We start from the raw sequence: 17,631 nt of genomic DNA on the forward strand, positions 1-17,631 counted from the left end.
GGAGAGGAATCCCCACCCGAAGCACGCGACTCCAACCGGTACGGAAAGGTCCGATCATGTCCTTCGTTCCCCTGCAGACCCTGCGCCGCGAAACCCAGACGCCGCCTCCGGTGGTGGACACCGTGCGCCTGCGCGTCTCCGGCATGCACTGCGCCTCGTGCGTCGCCCGCGTCGAATCGGCGCTCGCTTCGGTGCCGGGCGTCGCTTCCGCGGCGGTCAACCTCGCCACGCATCGCGCCGAAGTCGGGCTCGCGGGCGTGGTGGACGCCGGGGCGCTGACGGCCGCCGTCCGCGGCGCCGGCTACGATGCGCACGTCGTCAGCACCCCGGTCGCCGACGACGCCGAGCGGCGCGAGCGCGACCTCGAGGTGCGGGACGTGCGCCGCCGCTTCGCCATTGGGCTCGGATTCGGCGCGGTCGTGTTCGTGCTCGCGCACGTGGACCTGGTCCTGCCCGGGCTGCTGCGCCTGCGGGGCGACACGTCGAACCTGCTGCAGCTGCTGTTCACGATTCCGGTCCAGTTCGTCGCCGGCTGGGGATTCGTGCGCGGCATGGTGAAGGGTTTCGCCCGCCGCGCCCCGGACATGGACACGCTCGTCGGCCTCGGCACGCTGACGGCCTTCACCTACTCGGCGGTCGCCACGCTGTGGCCGGCCGCCGTCGGCGAGCATCACGGCGCGCACGTGTACTTCGACACCGCGGTCACCATCGTCGTGCTCATCCTGCTCGGGCGGCTGCTCGAAGCGCGCGCGAAGGCCCGCGCCTCGCGCGCCATGCGCGCGCTGCTCGACCTGCAGCCGCGGACCGCGCGGCGGTTGCGCGATGCCGCGGACACGGCGGGCGAGGACGTGCCGCTCGACGCGGTGCGGTCGGGCGACCTGCTGATGGTGCGGCCGGGCGAGCGCGTGCCTGTGGACGGCGTGCTCGAGGACGGCCGCTCGGCCGTGGACCAGAGCATGCTGACCGGCGAGAGCATCCCGGTCGAGGTCGGGCCCGGCTCGCGCGTGACCGGCGCGACGCTCAACGGCACCGGCGCGTTCCGCATGCGCGCCGATCGCGTCGGCGCGGATTCCATGCTCATGCAGATCGTGGCCATGGTGGACCGGGCCCAGTCGAGCAAGGCGGCCGTCCAGTCGCTGGCCGACCGGATCGCCGCCGTGTTCGTGCCCGCGGTGATCGCGATCGCGCTGCTCGCGTTCGTCGTCTGGCTCGCGACCGGCGCCGGCCTGACCACGGCGCTGCTGCGGCTGGTCGCGGTGCTGATCGTCGCCTGCCCGTGCGCGCTCGGCCTCGCGACCCCGACGGCGATCATCGTCGGCACGGGCAGGGGGGCGGAACTGGGCGTGCTGGTGCGCGACGCGCGCGCGCTCGAGGCGGCGGCAGGCGTCGGCGCGGTGGTGTTCGACAAGACCGGCACGCTGACGCGTGGCGCGCCGCAGCTCACCGACGTGGTGACGGCGCCGGGCGTGGATGAGGTCCGGCTGCTGCGCGCCGCCGCGACCGCCGAGGCGCGCAGCGAGCACCCGCTGGCGACCTCGGTCGTGCGCGGTGCGCGCGAGCGCGGCGTCGAGCCGCTCGAGACGGAGGACTTCGGCGCCACGCCGGGCCGCGGCGTGTGGGCGCTCGCGGGCGGGCGCGCGCTCGTCGCCGGGCGAGGGGCGATGCTCGCCGACTACGGCGCCGACGACTCGCCACTGGCGCGCGAGCGCGAGTCGCTCGAATCGCGCGGGCGCAGCGTCGTGGCGGTCGCCGAGAACGGCGAACTGCTCGGCCTGCTCGGGCTCGCGGACACGCCGCGCCCGGACGCCGCGGCGACGATCGCGGCGCTCGGCCGCGACGGGCTCGAGGTCTGGCTCGTCACCGGCGACCACGCGCGCACCGCGCAGGCGATCGCCGACGGCGCCGGCATCGCCCGCGAGCGCGTGCTGGCGGACGTCCTGCCGGCCGACAAGCGGGCGAAGGTTTCGTGGTTGCAGGCGCAGGGCCGCCGCGTGGCGATGGTCGGCGACGGACTCAACGACGCGCCGGCGCTCGCGCAGGCCGACGTCGGGCTGGCCATGGCCAGCGGCACGGACGTGGCGATGGAGGCGAGCGGCATCACGCTGGTGCGCGGCGAGCTGATGGCCGTGCGCGACGCGCTCCGGCTCGCGCGCCGCACGATGCAGGTGATTCGCCAGAACCTGTTCTGGGCGTTCGCCTACAACGTCGTCCTGATCCCGGTCGCCGCCGGCGTGCTCGCGCCGCTGCTGGCGGGCAACGGCCCCGGCGGCCCGCTGTGGGGCTGGCGGGGCACGCTGCACCCGATGCTCGCCTCGCTGGCGATGGCCCTGTCCAGCGTCAGCGTCGTCACGTCGTCGCTGCGCCTGAGGCGATTCTCCTGAGGATCGTGCGCGGACGCCGGCGGGAATGCTATCGTCCGCGCCGGACGTCCGCCGCGCACCGCGCGGCGCTTCCGACCCACGCAAGGCCGCGCGCGGCGCGGCGGGAGGTGGTGGCATGAAGCGAACACTCGCCGGCATGGCGGCCCTCGCCGCGGCGCTCCTGCTCGCCGGCTGTGCGGCCTCGAACGGTCCGAAGGAGATCCAGGTCAAGGCCAGCGCGGACGGGTTCGAACCCGCCCGGGTCTCGTTCAAGGCCGGGCAGCCCGCGGTGCTGATCATCACGCGCACCGACGACGCGACCTGCGCGACCGAGGCCATCTTCGTCGAGACCGGGCTCAAGTACGACCTGCCGCTCAACGAGGCGGTGCGGATCAGCATCCCGACCGACAAGCCCGCCACGTTCCACTACGCCTGCGGCATGAACATGTACAAGGGCGAGGTGGCGGTGAAGTAGGAGCGCGACAGCTCGAGGCGGACCGGCCGCGGACCGTGCGCGCTCAGGGCCGGCGTCGCTACGCCAGCCCCCAGTCGTCCAGCTCGTCCTCGTCGAGGCCCATCAGGTGGCCGACCTCGTGCCGGACGGTGATGCGGATCTCCTGCTCCAACTCCTCGCGGTCGCTGCACGAGCGAAGCAGGTTGCGACGGAACAGGTAGATCGCGCCCGGCGCCTCGGGAGGCTCCGAGGTCGAGCGGGCGAAGATGTGCCGGCCCGCGAACAACCCCAGCAGGTCGGGAGTGAGCGGCGGCTCCTCTCCGGTGAGCATCGTGCGATCGGGCAGGTCCTGGACCAGGACCGGCAGTTCGTCGAGCTTCGCCCGGACCGGCTTCGGCAGCTCTGCGACGGCCTTCTCGACGAGCTCGTCGAACTCCCCGGCCGGCACCTCGAGCGCCGGCGGAAAGCCTTCCGGGTCGATCTCCTGCGCCTGCGTGGCGGCGGCCGCGGCGCCCTCGGGATCGCCGAGATGTTCCTTCACCCGCGACAGCAGATCCCAGGCGTGCGCGTAGTCGGGGTGGATCGCGAGCGAGCGTTCGGCGTCGGCGAGCGCCTCCTCGAAGCGGACGAGGTCGTAGTGCGCGGCGGCGCGCAGGTAGAAGTAATGGGCGGGGTCGGCCGAGCGTTCCGCGCCGTTGAGCGAGGCGAGCGCTCGGGCCGCTTCGCCCTCCTCCAGGTGGAGCGTGGCGTCCACGATCCTCAGGTCGGGCTGGCGAGGGCGCTTGCGCAGCAAAGCGTCGAGCGCGACGCGGGCCTCGTCGAGTTCGCCTTCGTCCATGAGATCGTGGATGCGCTCGACCTGGACCCAGTCGAGTTCGCTGAGCGCGTCGTAGGAGGCCATGGGGCGGTGACACTAGCGCGGACGCTTCCCGAACCGCCAGCCGGGAGTGCCGCCGCGCGACGGCGCCGGTCGCGAGCGGCGTCGCGCGGAGGCTCTGCTACAGTGCCCGTCGGACCCCGCGAAGTCCGCGAGGAGGAGGCTGCATGACCCAGACCCGCACGTTGAACCGCCTGCGCCGGCAGCACTGGCGCTCGCTCGAGAAGCTCTGCCGCGAGGCCTACCAGGACGGCATCGAAGCCGGGCTCGCCCGCGCCCACGGACAGCGCCGGCGCGGGCGGACGATCCGCGCCGACGCGACGGTCGAGGGCCTCGTCCGGCTCATCGAGCGCCACTTCGGGCTCGACCGCTACGGTTTCGAGGTTCGAATCGTGCATGCCGCCTCGGGCCGCCGGGTTCCCGGCGCGAGTCTCCTGCGGCCGTTCCGCATCGAGGACTGAGCTGGTCGCTCCTGTGCTCACGAGGCAGGCGAGGCGGCCCCGGGGAGCCGGCGAACCCCGCGGCGCGAAGGACGGGCCCTGTCCAGACCCCGCCAAGTCACCTTCCGGTCGGGCTCGACTCTTGACCGGGGCGGGGCCGTCTCCCTAGACTTCCCCGCAACTTCCGTTCGCGCGGCGTGACCGCCCCCTTTCCTCCTTCGGAGAACACCCCGCTCATGAAGTCGCTCGCCGTTCGCCTGACCGCGCTGCTCGTCGCCCTCGTCACGATGGCGATGCTGGCCGGTGCGGCCTCCAGGTCCGCGAAGATCCTCGAGCCCGACAAGCTGGTCATCCTGTCCACGACCGACGTCAAGGGCAAGACCAGTCCCTGCGGCTGACACACGCCCAAAGGGGGCCTCGCCCGGCGGGCGAGTTTCGTTGACAGCATCGCGGTCCAGTACGGCCAGTATCTGCTCGTGGACAACGGCTTCTTCTTCCCCGAGGCCGAGGACTGGGAGCAGGACGCCTGGTTCCTCATGGACGCCATGAAGCTCCTGCACACCGACGCCGTGAACGTGAGCGAGAAGGAGCTTCGCTACGGCCGCAGCTTCCTGCTCGCGAACTGGAAGCGGTCGAAGCTGCCGCTGGTGTCCGCGAACCTGTGGGACAAGACCACCGGCAGGACGCTGGTGGACCCGTACGTGATCGTGAAGAAGGGCACGGTGACGGTCGGCATCTTCGGCGTGACCAGCGACAAGGTGGACCTCGGCATGTCGCGCGATTCGCTGAAGGTTTCCGACCCGACCGAGGCCGCGAAGCGCACCGTCGCGGAGCTGCGCAAGAAGGGCGCGACGGTCGTGGTGCTGCTCTCGCAGCTGGGCAAGGTCGAGAGCGAGGATCTCGTCGCCACCGTGGACGGCATTGACGCGGTCATCGTCGGGCGCAACATCGCCGTGATGCCCAAGGGTCGGCTCATCAAGAACACCATCGCCTGCTACGGCGGCGAGCAGGGCCAGTACATCGGCCGGACGATCCTCACGCTCGACGCGCAGAAGAAGATGGTCAATGGCGACTGCGAGACCTTCCTGCTCGGTCCCGAAGTGGGCGAGAAGCCCGAGATCCTCGCGCTCGTCAAGAGCTTCGAGGACGCGTTCAACGACTTCCTGCGCAAGAAGGAGAAGGAAAAGCAGGTGGCGACCGACGCGGCCCGGCTCGAGGGCGGCGCGGAGACGGCGGTGGACCACTACGTCGGCGACCAGGTCTGCCAGCGCTGCCACCAGGCCGAGTACGACCAGTGGAAGACGACGCTGCACGCGAAGGCCTGGCAGACGCTCGTGGACGTGAAGAAGGACGCGGACACCGAATGCATCAAGTGCCACGTCGTCGGCTACCAGCAACCCGGCGGCTTCCGGACCGGCGACGACGCGGCGAAGCTCGGCAACGTCCAGTGCGAGGTCTGCCACGGCATGGGCACGCAGCACGAGGCCTATCCCGCGCAGGCGCGAAAGATCACCGAGGCGACGTGCAAGCAGTGCCACACCACGGACAACAGCCCGACGTTCGACTTCGCGACCTACGAGCCGCACATCCTGCACCGCGTGCCGGCGGACCTGCCCAAGCTGCCGGACAATCCGAACAAGGCGAAGATGATGCAGGGCCACTGAGCCCGCGGCGGGACGACGGCCCCCGGACATGCGTCCGGGGGCCGTCGCGCTTTGATTCGCCCGCGCCGGCCTTGACGCGCCCGAGCGGGGCCGCCTAGTTTGTCGCCCGGCCCAGAGCACGCGGCCCCGCCTCCTTCCTCGCGGGGTGCGCCGGCCGACTCCGACGCCTCATCCCTCCCGCGCAAACCTCAGCGAGGCTCCCGTGAGCAAGGTCCTCGACGGCGTCCAGTACTTCGAGTCCATCCTCGACACGGTCGGCGGCACGCCGCTGGTGCGGATCCGCGAAGTCGCGAAGGGCCTGCCCTGCCCGGTGCTCGGCAAGGTCGAGTTCTTCAACCCGGGCGGGAGCGTCAAGGATCGCATCGGCCTCGCCATGGTCGAGGACATGGAACGCCGCGGGCGGCTGAAGGCCGGCGGCACGATCGTCGAGTGCACCTCGGGCAACACCGGGCTGGGGCTCGCGATGGTCGCGGCCGTGAAGGGCTACCGGGCCGCGTTCTGCATGCCCGACAAGGTCTCCAGCGAGAAGGTGAATCTGCTCAAGGCCTTCGGCGCCGAGGTCTTCCTGAGCCCGACGGCGGTCGAGCCGTCGCACCCGGATTCGTACTACTCGGTCGCGCGGCGCATCGCCACCGAACGCCCGGGCGCGGTGCTGATGGACCAGTACAACAACCCCGCCAACCCGGCTGCGCACTACGCCACGACCGGCCCCGAGTTGTGGAAGCAGACGGCCGGCCGGATCACCCATTTCGTCGCGGGCATGGGAACGGGCGGGACCATCAGCGGCACCGGCCGCTACCTCAAGGACCAGAACCCGAAGGTTCAGGTGATCGGCGCCGACCCGGTCGGCTCGATCCTCAAGCACTACAAGGAGACGGGCCAGATGAGCGAGGCCCGCACCTACAAGATCGAAGGCGTCGGCGAGGACTTCATTCCGGGGGCCCTCGATTTTTCGGTCGTGGACCGCGCCGTGCAATGCGACGACTGGAACGGGCTCAACACCGCGCGCCGCCTCGCCCGGGAGGACGCCATCTTCGTCGGCGGCTCCGCGGGCATGGCGACCTGGGTCGCGCTCGAAGTCGCGAAGGCGTGCGGGCCGAACGACCTCGTGGTCGTGCTCCTGCCGGACACGGGCGAGCGCTACCTGACGAAGGTGCACAACGACGAGTGGATGCGCGACAACCACCTGCTCGACCTGTCGGCGACGCGCGTGGCCGGGCTGGTCTCGGGCAAGGCCTCGCGGGTGCGCCAGCTGATCTCGGTGGAATCGGGCGAGCCGCTGCGCCGGGCGCTGACGCTGATCGAGCAGCACGACGTGTCCCAGCTGCCGGTGATGCGCGGCGACGAGGTGGTCGGAACGCTGGAGGAGGGCGAAGTGCTGCGCACCGCGCTCGCCAATCCCGGCCGGCTCGAGAAGCAGGTGGACGAGTTCATGGCCCCGCCGCTGCCGATCGTCGGCGGGGACGAGCCGGCCGAGGCGGTGACGAAGCTGCTCGCCTCGCGCAACGCCGCGGTGCTCGTGCGCCACGGCGGGACCGTGTCGGGCATCCTGACGCGCTTCGACATGCTGCAGTTCATCGCGGGAGGCGAGTGATGGCGGGCGAGACGCTCGGTCCGGACGCGGGATTCGCGACCCGTGCGGTTCACGCGGGGCAGGAGCCGGACCTGGCGACGGGCGCGGTGATGACGCCGATCTACCAGACCTCCACGTACGCGCAGGAGTCGCTCGGTCACCACAAGGGCTTCGAGTACGCGCGCACGCACAACCTGACCCGCTCGGCGCTGGAGAAGAACCTCGCGGCGCTCGAAGGCGGGCGGCACGGCTTGAGCTTCGCCTCCGGCCTCGCGGCGACGAACGTCGTCATGCAGACGCTCTCCGCCGGCGACCACGTCGTCTGCGGAAACAACACCTACGGCGGAACCTTCCGGCTTTTCGACAAGGTCTGGAAGCGGCACGGACTCGAGTTCTCGTTCGTGGACTGCACCGATCCGGAGCGGGTGGAAGCCGCGTTCACCCCGCGCACGAAGCTCGTCTGGACCGAGACGCCGACGAACCCGCTGATGCAACTCGCGGACATCCGCGAGATCTCGGCGCGGGCGAAGCGCCGCGGTATCCGCACGCTCGTGGACAACACCTTCATGACGCCGTACTTCCAGCGGCCGCTCGAGCTGGGGGCGGACGTCGTCCTGCACTCGGTGACCAAGTATCTGAACGGCCACAGCGACATGGTCGGTGGGGCGCTGATCACCTCCGACGACGATCTGGCCGCGAGCCTGCGCTTCCTGCAAAACGCCGCCGGGGCGGTGCCGGGGCCGATGGACTGCTTCCTGTGCCTGCGCGGAACCAAGACGCTGGCGGTCCGCATGCGGCAGCACCAGGCCAACGCGCTCGAACTCGCGGCCCTGCTCGAGCAGCATCCGAAGGTCTCGCGCGTGTACTACCCGGGGCTCGCCTCGCATCCCCAGCACGCGCTGGCCCGCTCCCAGGCGTCCGGATTCGGCGGCATGATCTCGATCGTTCCCGGCGACGGCTCGCACGCGGCGGGCGAGGCGGTCTTCAACCGCTTCCGGCTCTTCACGCGCGCCGAGAGCCTGGGCGGCGTCGAGAGCCTGGTTTGCCACCCGGCCTCGATGACTCATGCCTCGGTGCCGCGGGAAACGCGCCTTGCGCTGGGCCTGGTGGACGGCCTGCTCAGGCTTTCGGTCGGCATCGAGGACGTCGCCGATCTGAAGGCCGATCTGGTGCATGCGCTGCAAATATTGTGATGGCAGCCACTTACCGGCAGTCTTCCGGGTGAAAAGTGCGAGATTCCAGTTGACAAGTGGGGAAGCCATCCCTAGCCTGCGCTCGCTTCACGTCGCGCGATGTTCTCGCTAGGTCCGCGCGCGCGCGGTGCATTCGGCTACGAATAGGACGAGCACAGGGAAGCTGCTTGCCACGCACCGCTCTCCGACCCCGGGCTGTTGAGATCACCAATTAACCTGACGAATCCCATGAAGATGCACGGCCGTCGCCGGAACTGCCGGCGCGGTGGACGTGAGAGGAGGTGACGAAGAACACGATGCGTAAGCTTTTCGCTCTCTCGATGGTCGCCCTGCTGGCGCTGACCCTCGCGATCGCCGCGCTCGGCTGTGGCCAGAAGGCGGAGGAAACTCCGGCTGCCACGGAAACCCCGGCTGCTGGGACGATGACGGACAGCTCGGCTGCCATGACGGATTCCGGCGCTGTGATGCAGGCGGATTCGACCGCGGCTCACTAACGCGGCGGATTCCCGACTCCGAAGGGGGAGACGCGATAGCGGCTCCCCCTTTTGCTTGCCTGCCGCAAGCCTCTACGGTGGCGCAACCTGCACGAGGGACCGGCCGTAGGCACGGCATCCGCCGCTCGGACGTTGAGGAGGTTCCGCCGTGAGACTCTGGACAGTCGGCCTCGTGACCTGCGCCGCGCTCCTCGCGGCGGCATCGCCCGCGCCCGCGTCGGTCCGCTACTCGGAGCGCAGCGATCAGACGCTCGAGGCGCGGGGCGTCCGGGCCCTCGACGTGGACAATGCCCGGGGGGACGTCGAAGTCACGCCCAGCACCGACGGGCGAATCCACGTCACGGCGCTCAAGACCTGCCGGGGCCGCGACCGGGCCGAGGCGCGGCGTTTCGCGGCCGATCTCAGCGTCACCAGCCAGGCCGAGGGTGCGCGCCGGGTTCTCAGGGTGAACTATCCGCGGCGGGTGGACGTTCGCGTCAACCTCTGGGACCTCCTGTCGGGCCGCGACGACGCCGGGGACTTCGGGCCGTCACACGAGGTGCGCCTGCGCATCGAAGCCCCTGCGGACCTCGAGCTGAACCTGCACGCCGTCAGCGGCGATCTCTCGACGGACGGCATGGCCGGCGTCCAGCGGCTGCGGACGACGAGCGGCGACTGCACGGTCGGGTCCGCCGGCGGCCGGGTGGACGCCGGCACCGTCAGCGGTGACATCCGCCTGCGGGGCACGGGACGCGCCCTCGCCCGCACCACCAGCGGCGAGCTGTCGGCGACGTTCGCGGGCCCGCTCGATGCCAGGTCCGTGAGCGGCGACCTGACGGTCGAATCCGCCGTGGACACGTTGACGCTCGCGTCCACCAGCGGCGATATCTCGGCGCGCCTTGCCGCCCGACTCGCGGCCGCGGACCTTACGAGCCTCAGCGGCGACATCGTCCTGGCTCTCGATTCGGGCTCCGGCGCCTCACTGGATCTGTCCACCGCGAGCGGCGACATTGATTGCGACGTGCCCGTGACCCTGACGGGCCACGGCAGGCGGTTCATGAACGCGAAGTACGGTCGGGGAGGCGCGGCCGTGAAGGCGCGCACGGTCTCGGGCGACCTGCACGTGACGAGCGGAGGGCAGTGAGATGAAGAACATCCGGGTGCTGTGGCTGTTGGCCGCGATCGCGCCTGTCGCCCTGCTGGCGGGAATCCGGGTCGCGTCCGCGCAGGAATCCATGACCTTCCGGCCCGTGCCGCCCGAAAGCGTCGCGATCCTCGAGCGCTCGGCGACCCGGCCGGTCACGCCCGCGAAGGACGTCGCCTCGGGCTTGAAGGTGAAGGTGAAAGGGCCCGGGGGTGTTTCGGTCACGGTGCCTGACGCACCCGCGGCGCCGGCGGTGCCGGCGGCACCGCCGGTTCCGCGCGCCGAACCGCTCGAGCGCACGGCCGAGATCGTCCGCTTCGGCGGCGACATCGAGGTGCCGCGCGAGCAGGCCGTGGACGGCGACGTGGTCAGCTTCGGCGGCGACATCCGCGTCGAGGGCGTGGTGCACGGCAGCGTGACGGCGATGGGCGGCGACGTGACGCTCGCCTCGAGCGCGGTCGTGGACGAGGACGTCGTGTGCCTGGGCGGCACGCTGCGCGAGGAAGCCGGCTCGATCGTGCGCGGTCAGCGAGTCACCGGTCCGAGCGCGGGGTCGAAGCGGCTGTGGTTCCCGATGTTCAACCTGCTCGGGACGGGCTTCCAGATCGCCGCGCACCTGCTCTGGCTGCTCATCACGCTCGGGCTGGCGTTCCTGATCGTGAAGCTGGCGCCGGGCCGCACGGCCGCGGCGCTCGAGTCGCTGCGCCGGGAGGCGGGCACGAGCTTCCTGATCGGCCTGCTGATCCTCGGCCTCATCATCCCGTCGGTGATCGTGCTGGCGATCGTGATCGCGATCCTGTGCATCACCATCATCGGCATTCCGCTGGCGGCGGCGGTCGCGATCGGCTACGTCGCGTTCTTCATCATCGCCGGCATCTGGGGGGCCGTGATCGGCTACGCGCTGCTCGGCTCGCAGCTCTTCTCGCGCCTCAAGGGTGGGACCGTGACGCTGGTGCAGGCCACGCTCTGGGGAGTGTGCGCGGTGCACGGCATGCGGATCGTCGGCGACCTGTTCTCGGTGATGCCGGTGTTCGGCTTTCTCGGCGGGCTGCTGAAGTTCGTGTACATCACCGCCCTGATGCTGCTCGGGGTCTTCGGCGCCGGAGCGCTGGTGCGTTCGGAATACCGGCGCCGGACGGTGCAGGACTGGTGGAGCCGGATCCGCGGCGGCCGGCCGCTGACCCGCGACGACGATCTGCCCCCGCCGCCCGCTCCTCCGGCGGACGAGATGCCCGCGTCGCCGCCGATCGCCTGAATCACCCGCTCCGTTCCGGCGGCCCGATCCTGCGCGCGAGGACCGGGCCGCGCGCGTTTGCGGGCCGCCGCGGCATGCGGCAGGGTGGCGCGCCATGACGGTGGACTCGCTGTGGATGCTGTGCCTGCTGCTGTTCCTCGACGGCGCGACGACGGCCGCGTTCACCACGCCGCTGCTGCTGGCGTACGCGAAGGCCTTCGAACCCTGGCAGGTGGCGCTCGCCGGCGGAGCCGCGAGCGCGGCCGGCAGCGTCGTCCAGCTCGCGATCTTCCGCTGGATGCTGGGGCACGAGCGGCCGTGGATGGGGCGCTTCCTGCCGTCGAAGCAGAAGCTGGAGGAGACGCTGAAGCGCTACCCGTCGGCGTCGTTCCTCGCCATCGCGGTCGCGCGCGCGACGCCGCTGCCGGACGCGCCGCTCAAGCTGGTCGCGGCCGCGATCGGGTACCCGCTCGAACGCTACTTCGTCGCGGTGCTGACCGGGGCGCTGCCCTACTACGCGCTGCTGGCCTGGGCGGGACACGAGCTGCCGATCCCGCCCTGGCTGATCGCCGCGCTGTTCGGCGTGGTGGCGATCGCCTTCGTCGTGGACCTGATCCGGAAGAGCCGTGCCGCGCCGCGCTGAACCGTCCGTGCCCGGCGCGACGCGCGTCGGCCCGCGGGCCCGCCCGGTCCGCGCCGCGGTGGCGATCGGCATTGACACCGGCGGTACGTTCACCGACGTGGTCGTGTGGGACGGCCGGCGCCGCACGGCGTTCAAGCTGCCGTCCACGCCGCGGGAGCCGGCGCGTGCCGTGCTCGCCGGCCTGGCGCGCGCCGGCGCGGGGCCGCGCACGCGCGTGCGTCACGGCTCGACCGTCGCGACCAACGCGCTGCTCGAGCGCAAGGGCGCGCGCGTCGTCTTCCTGACCACCGCGGGCTTCGAGGACGTGCTCGAGATCGCGCGGCAGGACCGCCCCGATCTTTACGCGCTGGCGCCGCGCCGGCCCGCGCCGCTGGTTCCGCGCGCGCGGCGGCTGGGCGTGCGCGAGCGCCTGGCCGCGGGCGGCGCGCCGCTCGTCGCGCTCAGCCTCGCCGAGGCGCGACGCGCGGCCCGGCGGGCGAAGGCGGCGCGGCCCGAGGCGGTGGCGATCGGGCTGCTGCACGGCTACGCCGATCCCGCGCACGAGCGGCGGCTGGCCCGCGCGCTGCGCGGCCTCGGCGTTCCGGTCAGCGTGGCGAGCGAACTGGCCCCCGAGATCCGCGAGTACGAGCGTTTCGCGACCGTGTGCGCGAACGCCTTCCTCGCGCCGCGGATCGCCGGGTACCTGGGGGCGCTCGGCGCCGCGCGGTGTGGCCGCATCGAGGTGGTGCTCTCGCACGGCGGCACGGCGCCGCTCGCGCGCGCGGCGCGCGAGCCGGTGCGCCAGCTTCTCTCGGGCCCTGCCGCGGGGTTGCGCGCCGCGCTCGCGGCGGCGCGCGCGTGCGGCTTCGGCACGGCGCTGACGCTGGATGTCGGCGGGACCTCGACCGATTGCGCGCTGCTCGGCGCGCGCGAGGCGGGCGGCGACGGCCTGCCACGCCGCCGGGCTCGCGAGGTCGGAGGGATCCCGGTGCTGCTGCCGGCGCTCGACGTCCACACGGTGGGCGCCGGCGGTGGTTCGATCGCGCGCGTGGACGCGGGCGGCCTGCTGCACGTCGGGCCCGGGAGCGCGGGCGCCGACCCGGGGCCCGCCTGCTACGGGCGGGGTGGACCCGCCACCGTCACCGACGCGCTGGCCGTTCTCGGGTTGCTGCAGGGCGAAACGCTCGGCGGAGGCACCCTGGCCCTCGATCGCGGGGCCGCGCACGCCGCGATGTCGAGGCTCGCCGAAGCGCTCGGGCGGCGCGACGCGCGGGCGGCCGCCGAAGGCGTGCTGGCCGTCGCGAACGCGCGCATGGAGGCGGCGCTGCGCGCCGTTTCGGTCGAGCGCGGCGAGGACCCGCGCGAAGCGGCCCTGGTCGCCTTCGGCGGCGCGGGCGGCCTGCACGCCTGCGCGCTCGCCGAGGCGCTGGGAGTCCGCGCGATCGTCTGGCCGCGGCACGCCGGCGTGCTGTGCGCGCTCGGCGCGCTGGAAGGGGGCTCGCGCCGCGAAGCCAGCCGCAGCGTGTTGCGCGCGGCGGACGACGCGACCGCGCTGGAGCGGGCGTACCGCGCGCTCGAGCGCCGGGTGCTCGCGGGCTTCGGCGCCGCCGAGCGGCGGGGCGTCCGGATCGAGCGCCGCGCCGAGGCGCGTTACCGCGGCCAGGCGCACGAGCTGAGCGTGCCCGGCGAACCGCTCGAGACGCTGGCCGAACGCTTTCACCGCGCTCACGAGCGTCGTTACGGATTCTGCGACCGCGCACGCGAGGTCGAGGTCGTGACGCTCGACGTGCGCGGCGAGCTGGCCGCGCCGCTGCCCGCCGAGCGGCCCGCGCGTGGCCGCGCCGGCCGCGCGCGGACCGTGCCGGTCCACGACCGCGGGCGCACGCGCGCCGCGGCGCTGTGGTCGCGCGCCTCCCTGCCGGCCGGAGCCCGCATCGCGGGGCCGGCCGTGATCGCCGACGAGGGCGCGACGCTGTGGCTGGCGCCGGCCTGGCGCGCCCGCGTGCACGAAGGCGGCGTGCTGGTGCTCGAGCGCCGGGGCCGGCGATGAGCCCGCGACGCGGGAGCGCGCTCCGCGCGCGCGGAGCGGGCGCCGGCCGGCCCGCGCCCCTGGACGGCGTCGCGCTGTCGCTTTACCAGGGACTGTTCGCGGCCTGCGCCGAGGAGATGGGCGCGACGCTCATGCGCGCGGCGCAGTCCCCCAACATCACGGAGCGGCTCGATCACTCGTGCGCGCTGTTCGATGCTCGCGCGCGGTTGATCGCCCAGGCGGCGCACATTCCCGTCCACCTCGGCAGCATGCCGCGCGCCGTCGAGGCGGCGCGCGCTCTCGCGCCGTTCACGCGCGGCGACGTCGTGCTGCTCAACGACCCGTTCGCGGGCGGAACGCACCTGCCGGACCTGACGCTGGTTTCGCCGGTCTTCCTGGCCGGAGACCGTCGGCCGTCGTTCTTCGTCGCCAGCCGCGCGCACCATGCCGACGTCGGCGGCTCGGCGCCCGGCTCGTTGCCGCTCGCTCGAGAAGTGTTCGAGGAGGGGCTGCGCATTCCGCCGGTCTTCCTGCGCCGTGCCGGGCGGCCCGTGCGGGATGTCGAGGCGCTGGTGCTCGCGAACGTGCGCACCGCCGCCGAGCGTCGCGCCGACCTCGCCGCGCAGCTCGGCGCGCAGGCGACGGGCGAAGCCCGGCTGGTCGGGCTCTCGCGGCGCGCGGGCGCGGAGGCGCTGCGCGCGGCGGCGGCCGCCCTGCTGGCGTCCACCGGCCGGCGCACCCGCGCGGCGCTCTCGCGCCTGCCGCGCGGGCGCTGGCGCTTCGCCGACGTCCTCGACGGCGACGGGCTCGGCTCGGGACCACTGCGCATCGCGGTCGCGCTGTCGCTCGACGGCCGCGCGGCCCGGCTCGACTTCACGGGCACGGCGCCGCAGGCGCGCGGACCGGTCAACGCCGTGCTCGCGGTGACCAGGGCGGCGGCGCTCTACGCGATCCGCTGCGCGCTGGGCGAGGATCTTCCGGTCAACGACGGGCTGCTGCGCTGCGTCGAGGTGCGCGCGAAGGAAGGCTCGCTCGTCCACGCCCGGCTGCCGGCGGCGGTCGGCGCCGGCAACGTCGAGACGAGCCAGCGCATCGTGGACGTGGTGCTGGGCGCGCTCGCGAAGGCCCTGCCGGGCCGCATTCCCGCGGCGAGCAGCGGGACGATGAACAACCTGCTGATCGGCGGAACGGACCCGCGCACCGGCGGGCCCTTCGCGTACTACGAGACGCTCGCCGGCGGGCACGGCGCGGGCCCGACGTGGGACGGCGCGAGCGCGCTGCAGGCGCACATGACGAACACGCGCAACACGCCGATCGAGTCGCTCGAGCACGCCTATCCGCTGCGCGTCGCCTCGCTGCGCGTGCGCGCGGGCAGCGGCGGCGGGGGGCGACGGCGCGGCGGGGACGGGATCGAGCGCGCGATCGAATTGCTCGCGGACGCGCGCGTCACGGTGATCGCCGAACGCCGCGACCGCGGACCGTGGGGACTCGCCGGCGGAACGGCCGGCCGGCCGGGCGCGGCCACCCTGCGGCGGCCCGGCCGCGCGGCCGAGCCGCTGCCGGCCAAGTTCACGATTGACGCCCCGAAACACGCGGTGATAACCGTCACGAGCCCCGGTGGTGGTGGCTGGGGCCGGATCGCCGCGGACCGGCGTTCGCGGCGCCGCGGCGTGACGCGAAGCGAACGGAAGCGGGCCCGACCCAAGGAACGCCCGACACGGAGGTAGCCATGCTGCGCCTGCCGCGACTCGCACCGCTGCTCATCCTCGCCGCCGCGCTGTCCGGTCTGGCCTTTCTTCCGCGCACCGGCAAGTCCGTGCCGCTCTACGCGGCGCGCACCGGCCTGATGTGCCAGTCGTGCCACTTCGATCCCAACGGCGGCGGGCCGCGGAACGAGTTCGGCTTCGCCTACGCGAAGAACCGCCATTCGCTCGAGCCCGACACCACCGGCGAGTGGAAGGACCTCGCGCTGCGCAACCGGGTCGGCGACGACTTCCCGCTCTACTTCGGGCTCAACCAGCGCTTCATGCTGCTCGCCAGCCGCCAGGACGAGCCGGTCGGCGATCCCATCGACCGGGTCGGTTTCTGGAACATGCAGAACTCGATCTTCGTGACCTTCCAGCCGCACCCGCGGCTGACGCTCGTTTACAACCTCGAAGCCGTGGGGTCGAATGTCGAATCGCGCGACGCGTTCGCGTTGCTGGGGCTGGGGGCCGAGAGCTACCTGAAGGCGGGGCAATTCCGCAATCCCTTCGGGCTGCGGATGGGGGACCACACCGTCGCGACGCGCAATTCGTTCCTCGACTACCAGACGCAGGGCCGCTTCCTGCCCTACGACCCGCGCCGCGTGGACCGCGGCATCGAGCTGGGGGGCACGCACGGGAACTACTTCGCCCGCGCTTCGTTCACCAACGGCACGAGCGCCAACACGCCCCCGCGCGACGATCAGCATCCCCAGACCGTGGCCGCCAAGCTGGGGTACAACCGGGCCGGCTACCAGGGAGGCGTGTCGGTTTACGACTCATGGGCCCGCAGTTCGTTCGATGCCTCGCGCAGCAATCGCGCGAGCCGCTGGGGCTGCTACGCGCTCGCGCACCACGGCCCGGTCGCGCTGCTCGGCGAGATCGCGGCCGGGACCGACCAGGCGTGGGCCGCGGGTGCGGTGAGCCGCACGAACAGCCTCGCGGGCTTCATCGAGGCCGACTGGGCGCCGCATCGCGCCTACAACCTGCGCGTGCGCTACGACCGGCTGGAGCTGGACCGGTCGAGCGACGAGGCCGTGGACGCGCTCAACAGCTGGAACCGTTACGCGCTCGAGGGCGAGTGGGTGCCGGTGCCCTTCGCCGAGCTGCGCTGGACCCTGCGCGTGATCGACCCGATCGCCGAAAGCGATCCGTTCGGCACCGAGCTGAAGAGCGAAAAGCAGGCGTACCTGCAACTGCACCTGTCGTACTGAACCGTTCGCGGCCCGGGATCCTTCCGCGTCCCGCGCGTCGGGCCGCCACCCGTTTGCGAGCCTCAGGCGCGCGGGCGCCGGCGCTCGCCGGGCGGCTGACCTCCCTCGGACTCCCAGCGCTCCATGGCGGTCCGGTCGAGGGCGGACGCGGCCGGCTCCAGATACTCGCGGTGCTTGCGCAGGTACGCCTGCACGAACGGACAGACCGCCTCGATGACCAGTCCCTCGGCCCTGGCGTGCTCCAGCCCCGCGTGCGCGAGTTGCTGCGCCATGCCCCTGCCGCGGAGGACTTCGGGCACGTAGGTGTGCAGGAACTCGATCCTGCCGGGCGCGAGCCGGTACTCGAGCACGGCGGCCTCCGCGCCGCTGCCGGCGCGGAATCTCTGTCCGGCGACGTCGTGGGTCACCGTGATTTCTTCCCGCTGCGCATGCATGAGCGACTCGTGCTCCGGGAAGCTTCGTGGCGCTTCGCTTCATCCGGAGATTCGAGGACGCGGCCGGAGCGGCCTTCGACGCGCGCGACTCTATCACCACCGCGTCCCGGCGGGTCCCGGCGTTCCCCGACCGGCTCACGCCGGCCGCACGGCCGAGCTCCGGCGCCCGCGCGCTTGC

General features: G+C 72.6%; 16 protein-coding genes. 14 read left to right on the forward strand and 2 right to left on the reverse strand.

The genetic code is table 11. From position 1 onward, the window contains the following. Nucleotides 1-56 precede the first annotated feature (56 nt). Complete coding sequence (locus IT347_11160; protein ID MCC6350135.1) at nucleotides 57-2,381, forward strand: copper-translocating P-type ATPase; 2,325 nt, start codon at nucleotides 57-59, stop codon at nucleotides 2,379-2,381. A gap of 115 nt (nucleotides 2,382-2,496) precedes the next feature. Then, the gene (locus tag IT347_11165) at nucleotides 2,497-2,835 is read left to right on the forward strand and encodes a cupredoxin domain-containing protein (GenBank protein MCC6350136.1); all 339 of its coding nucleotides are present in this window, start codon (nucleotides 2,497-2,499) and stop codon (nucleotides 2,833-2,835) included. A 58-nt stretch (nucleotides 2,836-2,893) separates the two neighbouring features. Here IT347_11165 and IT347_11170 read toward each other — a convergent pair whose 3' ends face one another. Beyond that, nucleotides 2,894-3,715, reverse strand: coding sequence for a metallopeptidase family protein (locus IT347_11170; protein ID MCC6350137.1), 822 nt, complete (start codon nucleotides 3,713-3,715; stop codon nucleotides 2,894-2,896). A gap of 143 nt (nucleotides 3,716-3,858) precedes the next feature. Here IT347_11170 and IT347_11175 point away from each other — a divergent pair, with 143 nt between their 5' ends. From IT347_11175 to IT347_11230, 12 genes are all read left to right on the forward strand, one after another. Beyond that, the gene (locus IT347_11175) at nucleotides 3,859-4,152 is read left to right on the forward strand and encodes a hypothetical protein (protein ID MCC6350138.1); all 294 of its coding nucleotides are present in this window, start codon (nucleotides 3,859-3,861) and stop codon (nucleotides 4,150-4,152) included. A 215-nt stretch (nucleotides 4,153-4,367) separates the two neighbouring features. Next, complete coding sequence (locus tag IT347_11180; protein MCC6350139.1) at nucleotides 4,368-4,529, forward strand: hypothetical protein; 162 nt, start codon at nucleotides 4,368-4,370, stop codon at nucleotides 4,527-4,529. A gap of 78 nt (nucleotides 4,530-4,607) precedes the next feature. Continuing rightward, nucleotides 4,608-5,795, forward strand: a complete 1,188-nt coding sequence (locus tag IT347_11185; GenBank protein MCC6350140.1) for a hypothetical protein — start codon at nucleotides 4,608-4,610, stop codon at nucleotides 5,793-5,795. Nucleotides 5,796-5,997: 202 nt separating this feature from the next. Further along, on the forward strand, nucleotides 5,998-7,389 hold the full coding sequence (locus tag IT347_11190) for a pyridoxal-phosphate dependent enzyme (GenBank protein MCC6350141.1): 1,392 nt from the start codon (nucleotides 5,998-6,000) through the stop codon (nucleotides 7,387-7,389). Then, nucleotides 7,389-8,561, forward strand: a complete 1,173-nt coding sequence (locus IT347_11195; GenBank protein ID MCC6350142.1) for a PLP-dependent transferase — start codon at nucleotides 7,389-7,391, stop codon at nucleotides 8,559-8,561. The genes IT347_11190 and IT347_11195 overlap by 1 nt, the downstream gene beginning before the upstream one ends. Before the next feature lie 281 nt (nucleotides 8,562-8,842). Then, nucleotides 8,843-9,055 carry a hypothetical protein gene (locus IT347_11200; GenBank protein MCC6350143.1) on the forward strand — a complete coding sequence of 71 codons (213 nt, stop codon included), beginning with the start codon at nucleotides 8,843-8,845 and terminating at the stop codon, nucleotides 9,053-9,055. Between the two features lie 148 nt (nucleotides 9,056-9,203). Next, on the forward strand, nucleotides 9,204-10,178 hold the full coding sequence (locus tag IT347_11205) for a DUF4097 family beta strand repeat protein (GenBank protein ID MCC6350144.1): 975 nt from the start codon (nucleotides 9,204-9,206) through the stop codon (nucleotides 10,176-10,178). A 1-nt stretch (nucleotide 10,179) separates the two neighbouring features. After that, on the forward strand, nucleotides 10,180-11,433 hold the full coding sequence (locus IT347_11210; protein MCC6350145.1) for a hypothetical protein: 1,254 nt from the start codon (nucleotides 10,180-10,182) through the stop codon (nucleotides 11,431-11,433). A gap of 94 nt (nucleotides 11,434-11,527) precedes the next feature. Further along, on the forward strand, nucleotides 11,528-12,055 hold the full coding sequence (locus tag IT347_11215) for a VTT domain-containing protein (GenBank protein ID MCC6350146.1): 528 nt from the start codon (nucleotides 11,528-11,530) through the stop codon (nucleotides 12,053-12,055). Next, nucleotides 12,039-14,084, forward strand: coding sequence for a hydantoinase/oxoprolinase family protein (locus tag IT347_11220; protein ID MCC6350147.1), 2,046 nt, complete (start codon nucleotides 12,039-12,041; stop codon nucleotides 14,082-14,084). The genes IT347_11215 and IT347_11220 overlap by 17 nt, the downstream gene beginning before the upstream one ends. Beyond that, the gene (locus IT347_11225) at nucleotides 14,081-15,790 is read left to right on the forward strand and encodes a hydantoinase B/oxoprolinase family protein (GenBank protein MCC6350148.1); all 1,710 of its coding nucleotides are present in this window, start codon (nucleotides 14,081-14,083) and stop codon (nucleotides 15,788-15,790) included. The genes IT347_11220 and IT347_11225 overlap by 4 nt, the downstream gene beginning before the upstream one ends. 2 nt (nucleotides 15,791-15,792) lie before the next feature. After that, a complete protein-coding gene (locus IT347_11230; protein MCC6350149.1) occupies nucleotides 15,793-17,019 on the forward strand; it encodes a hypothetical protein in 1,227 nt (408 codons plus the stop codon). 62 nt (nucleotides 17,020-17,081) lie between these two features. On the opposite strand, the gene IT347_11235 is transcribed toward IT347_11230, so the two are convergent. Beyond that, the gene (locus IT347_11235) at nucleotides 17,082-17,453 is read right to left on the reverse strand and encodes an N-acetyltransferase (protein ID MCC6350150.1); all 372 of its coding nucleotides are present in this window, start codon (nucleotides 17,451-17,453) and stop codon (nucleotides 17,082-17,084) included. Nucleotides 17,454-17,631 lie beyond the last annotated feature (178 nt).

Source organism: Candidatus Eisenbacteria bacterium, assembly GCA_020847735.1.
Lineage (GTDB): Bacteria > Eisenbacteria > RBG-16-71-46 > RBG-16-71-46 > RBG-16-71-46 > CAIXRL01.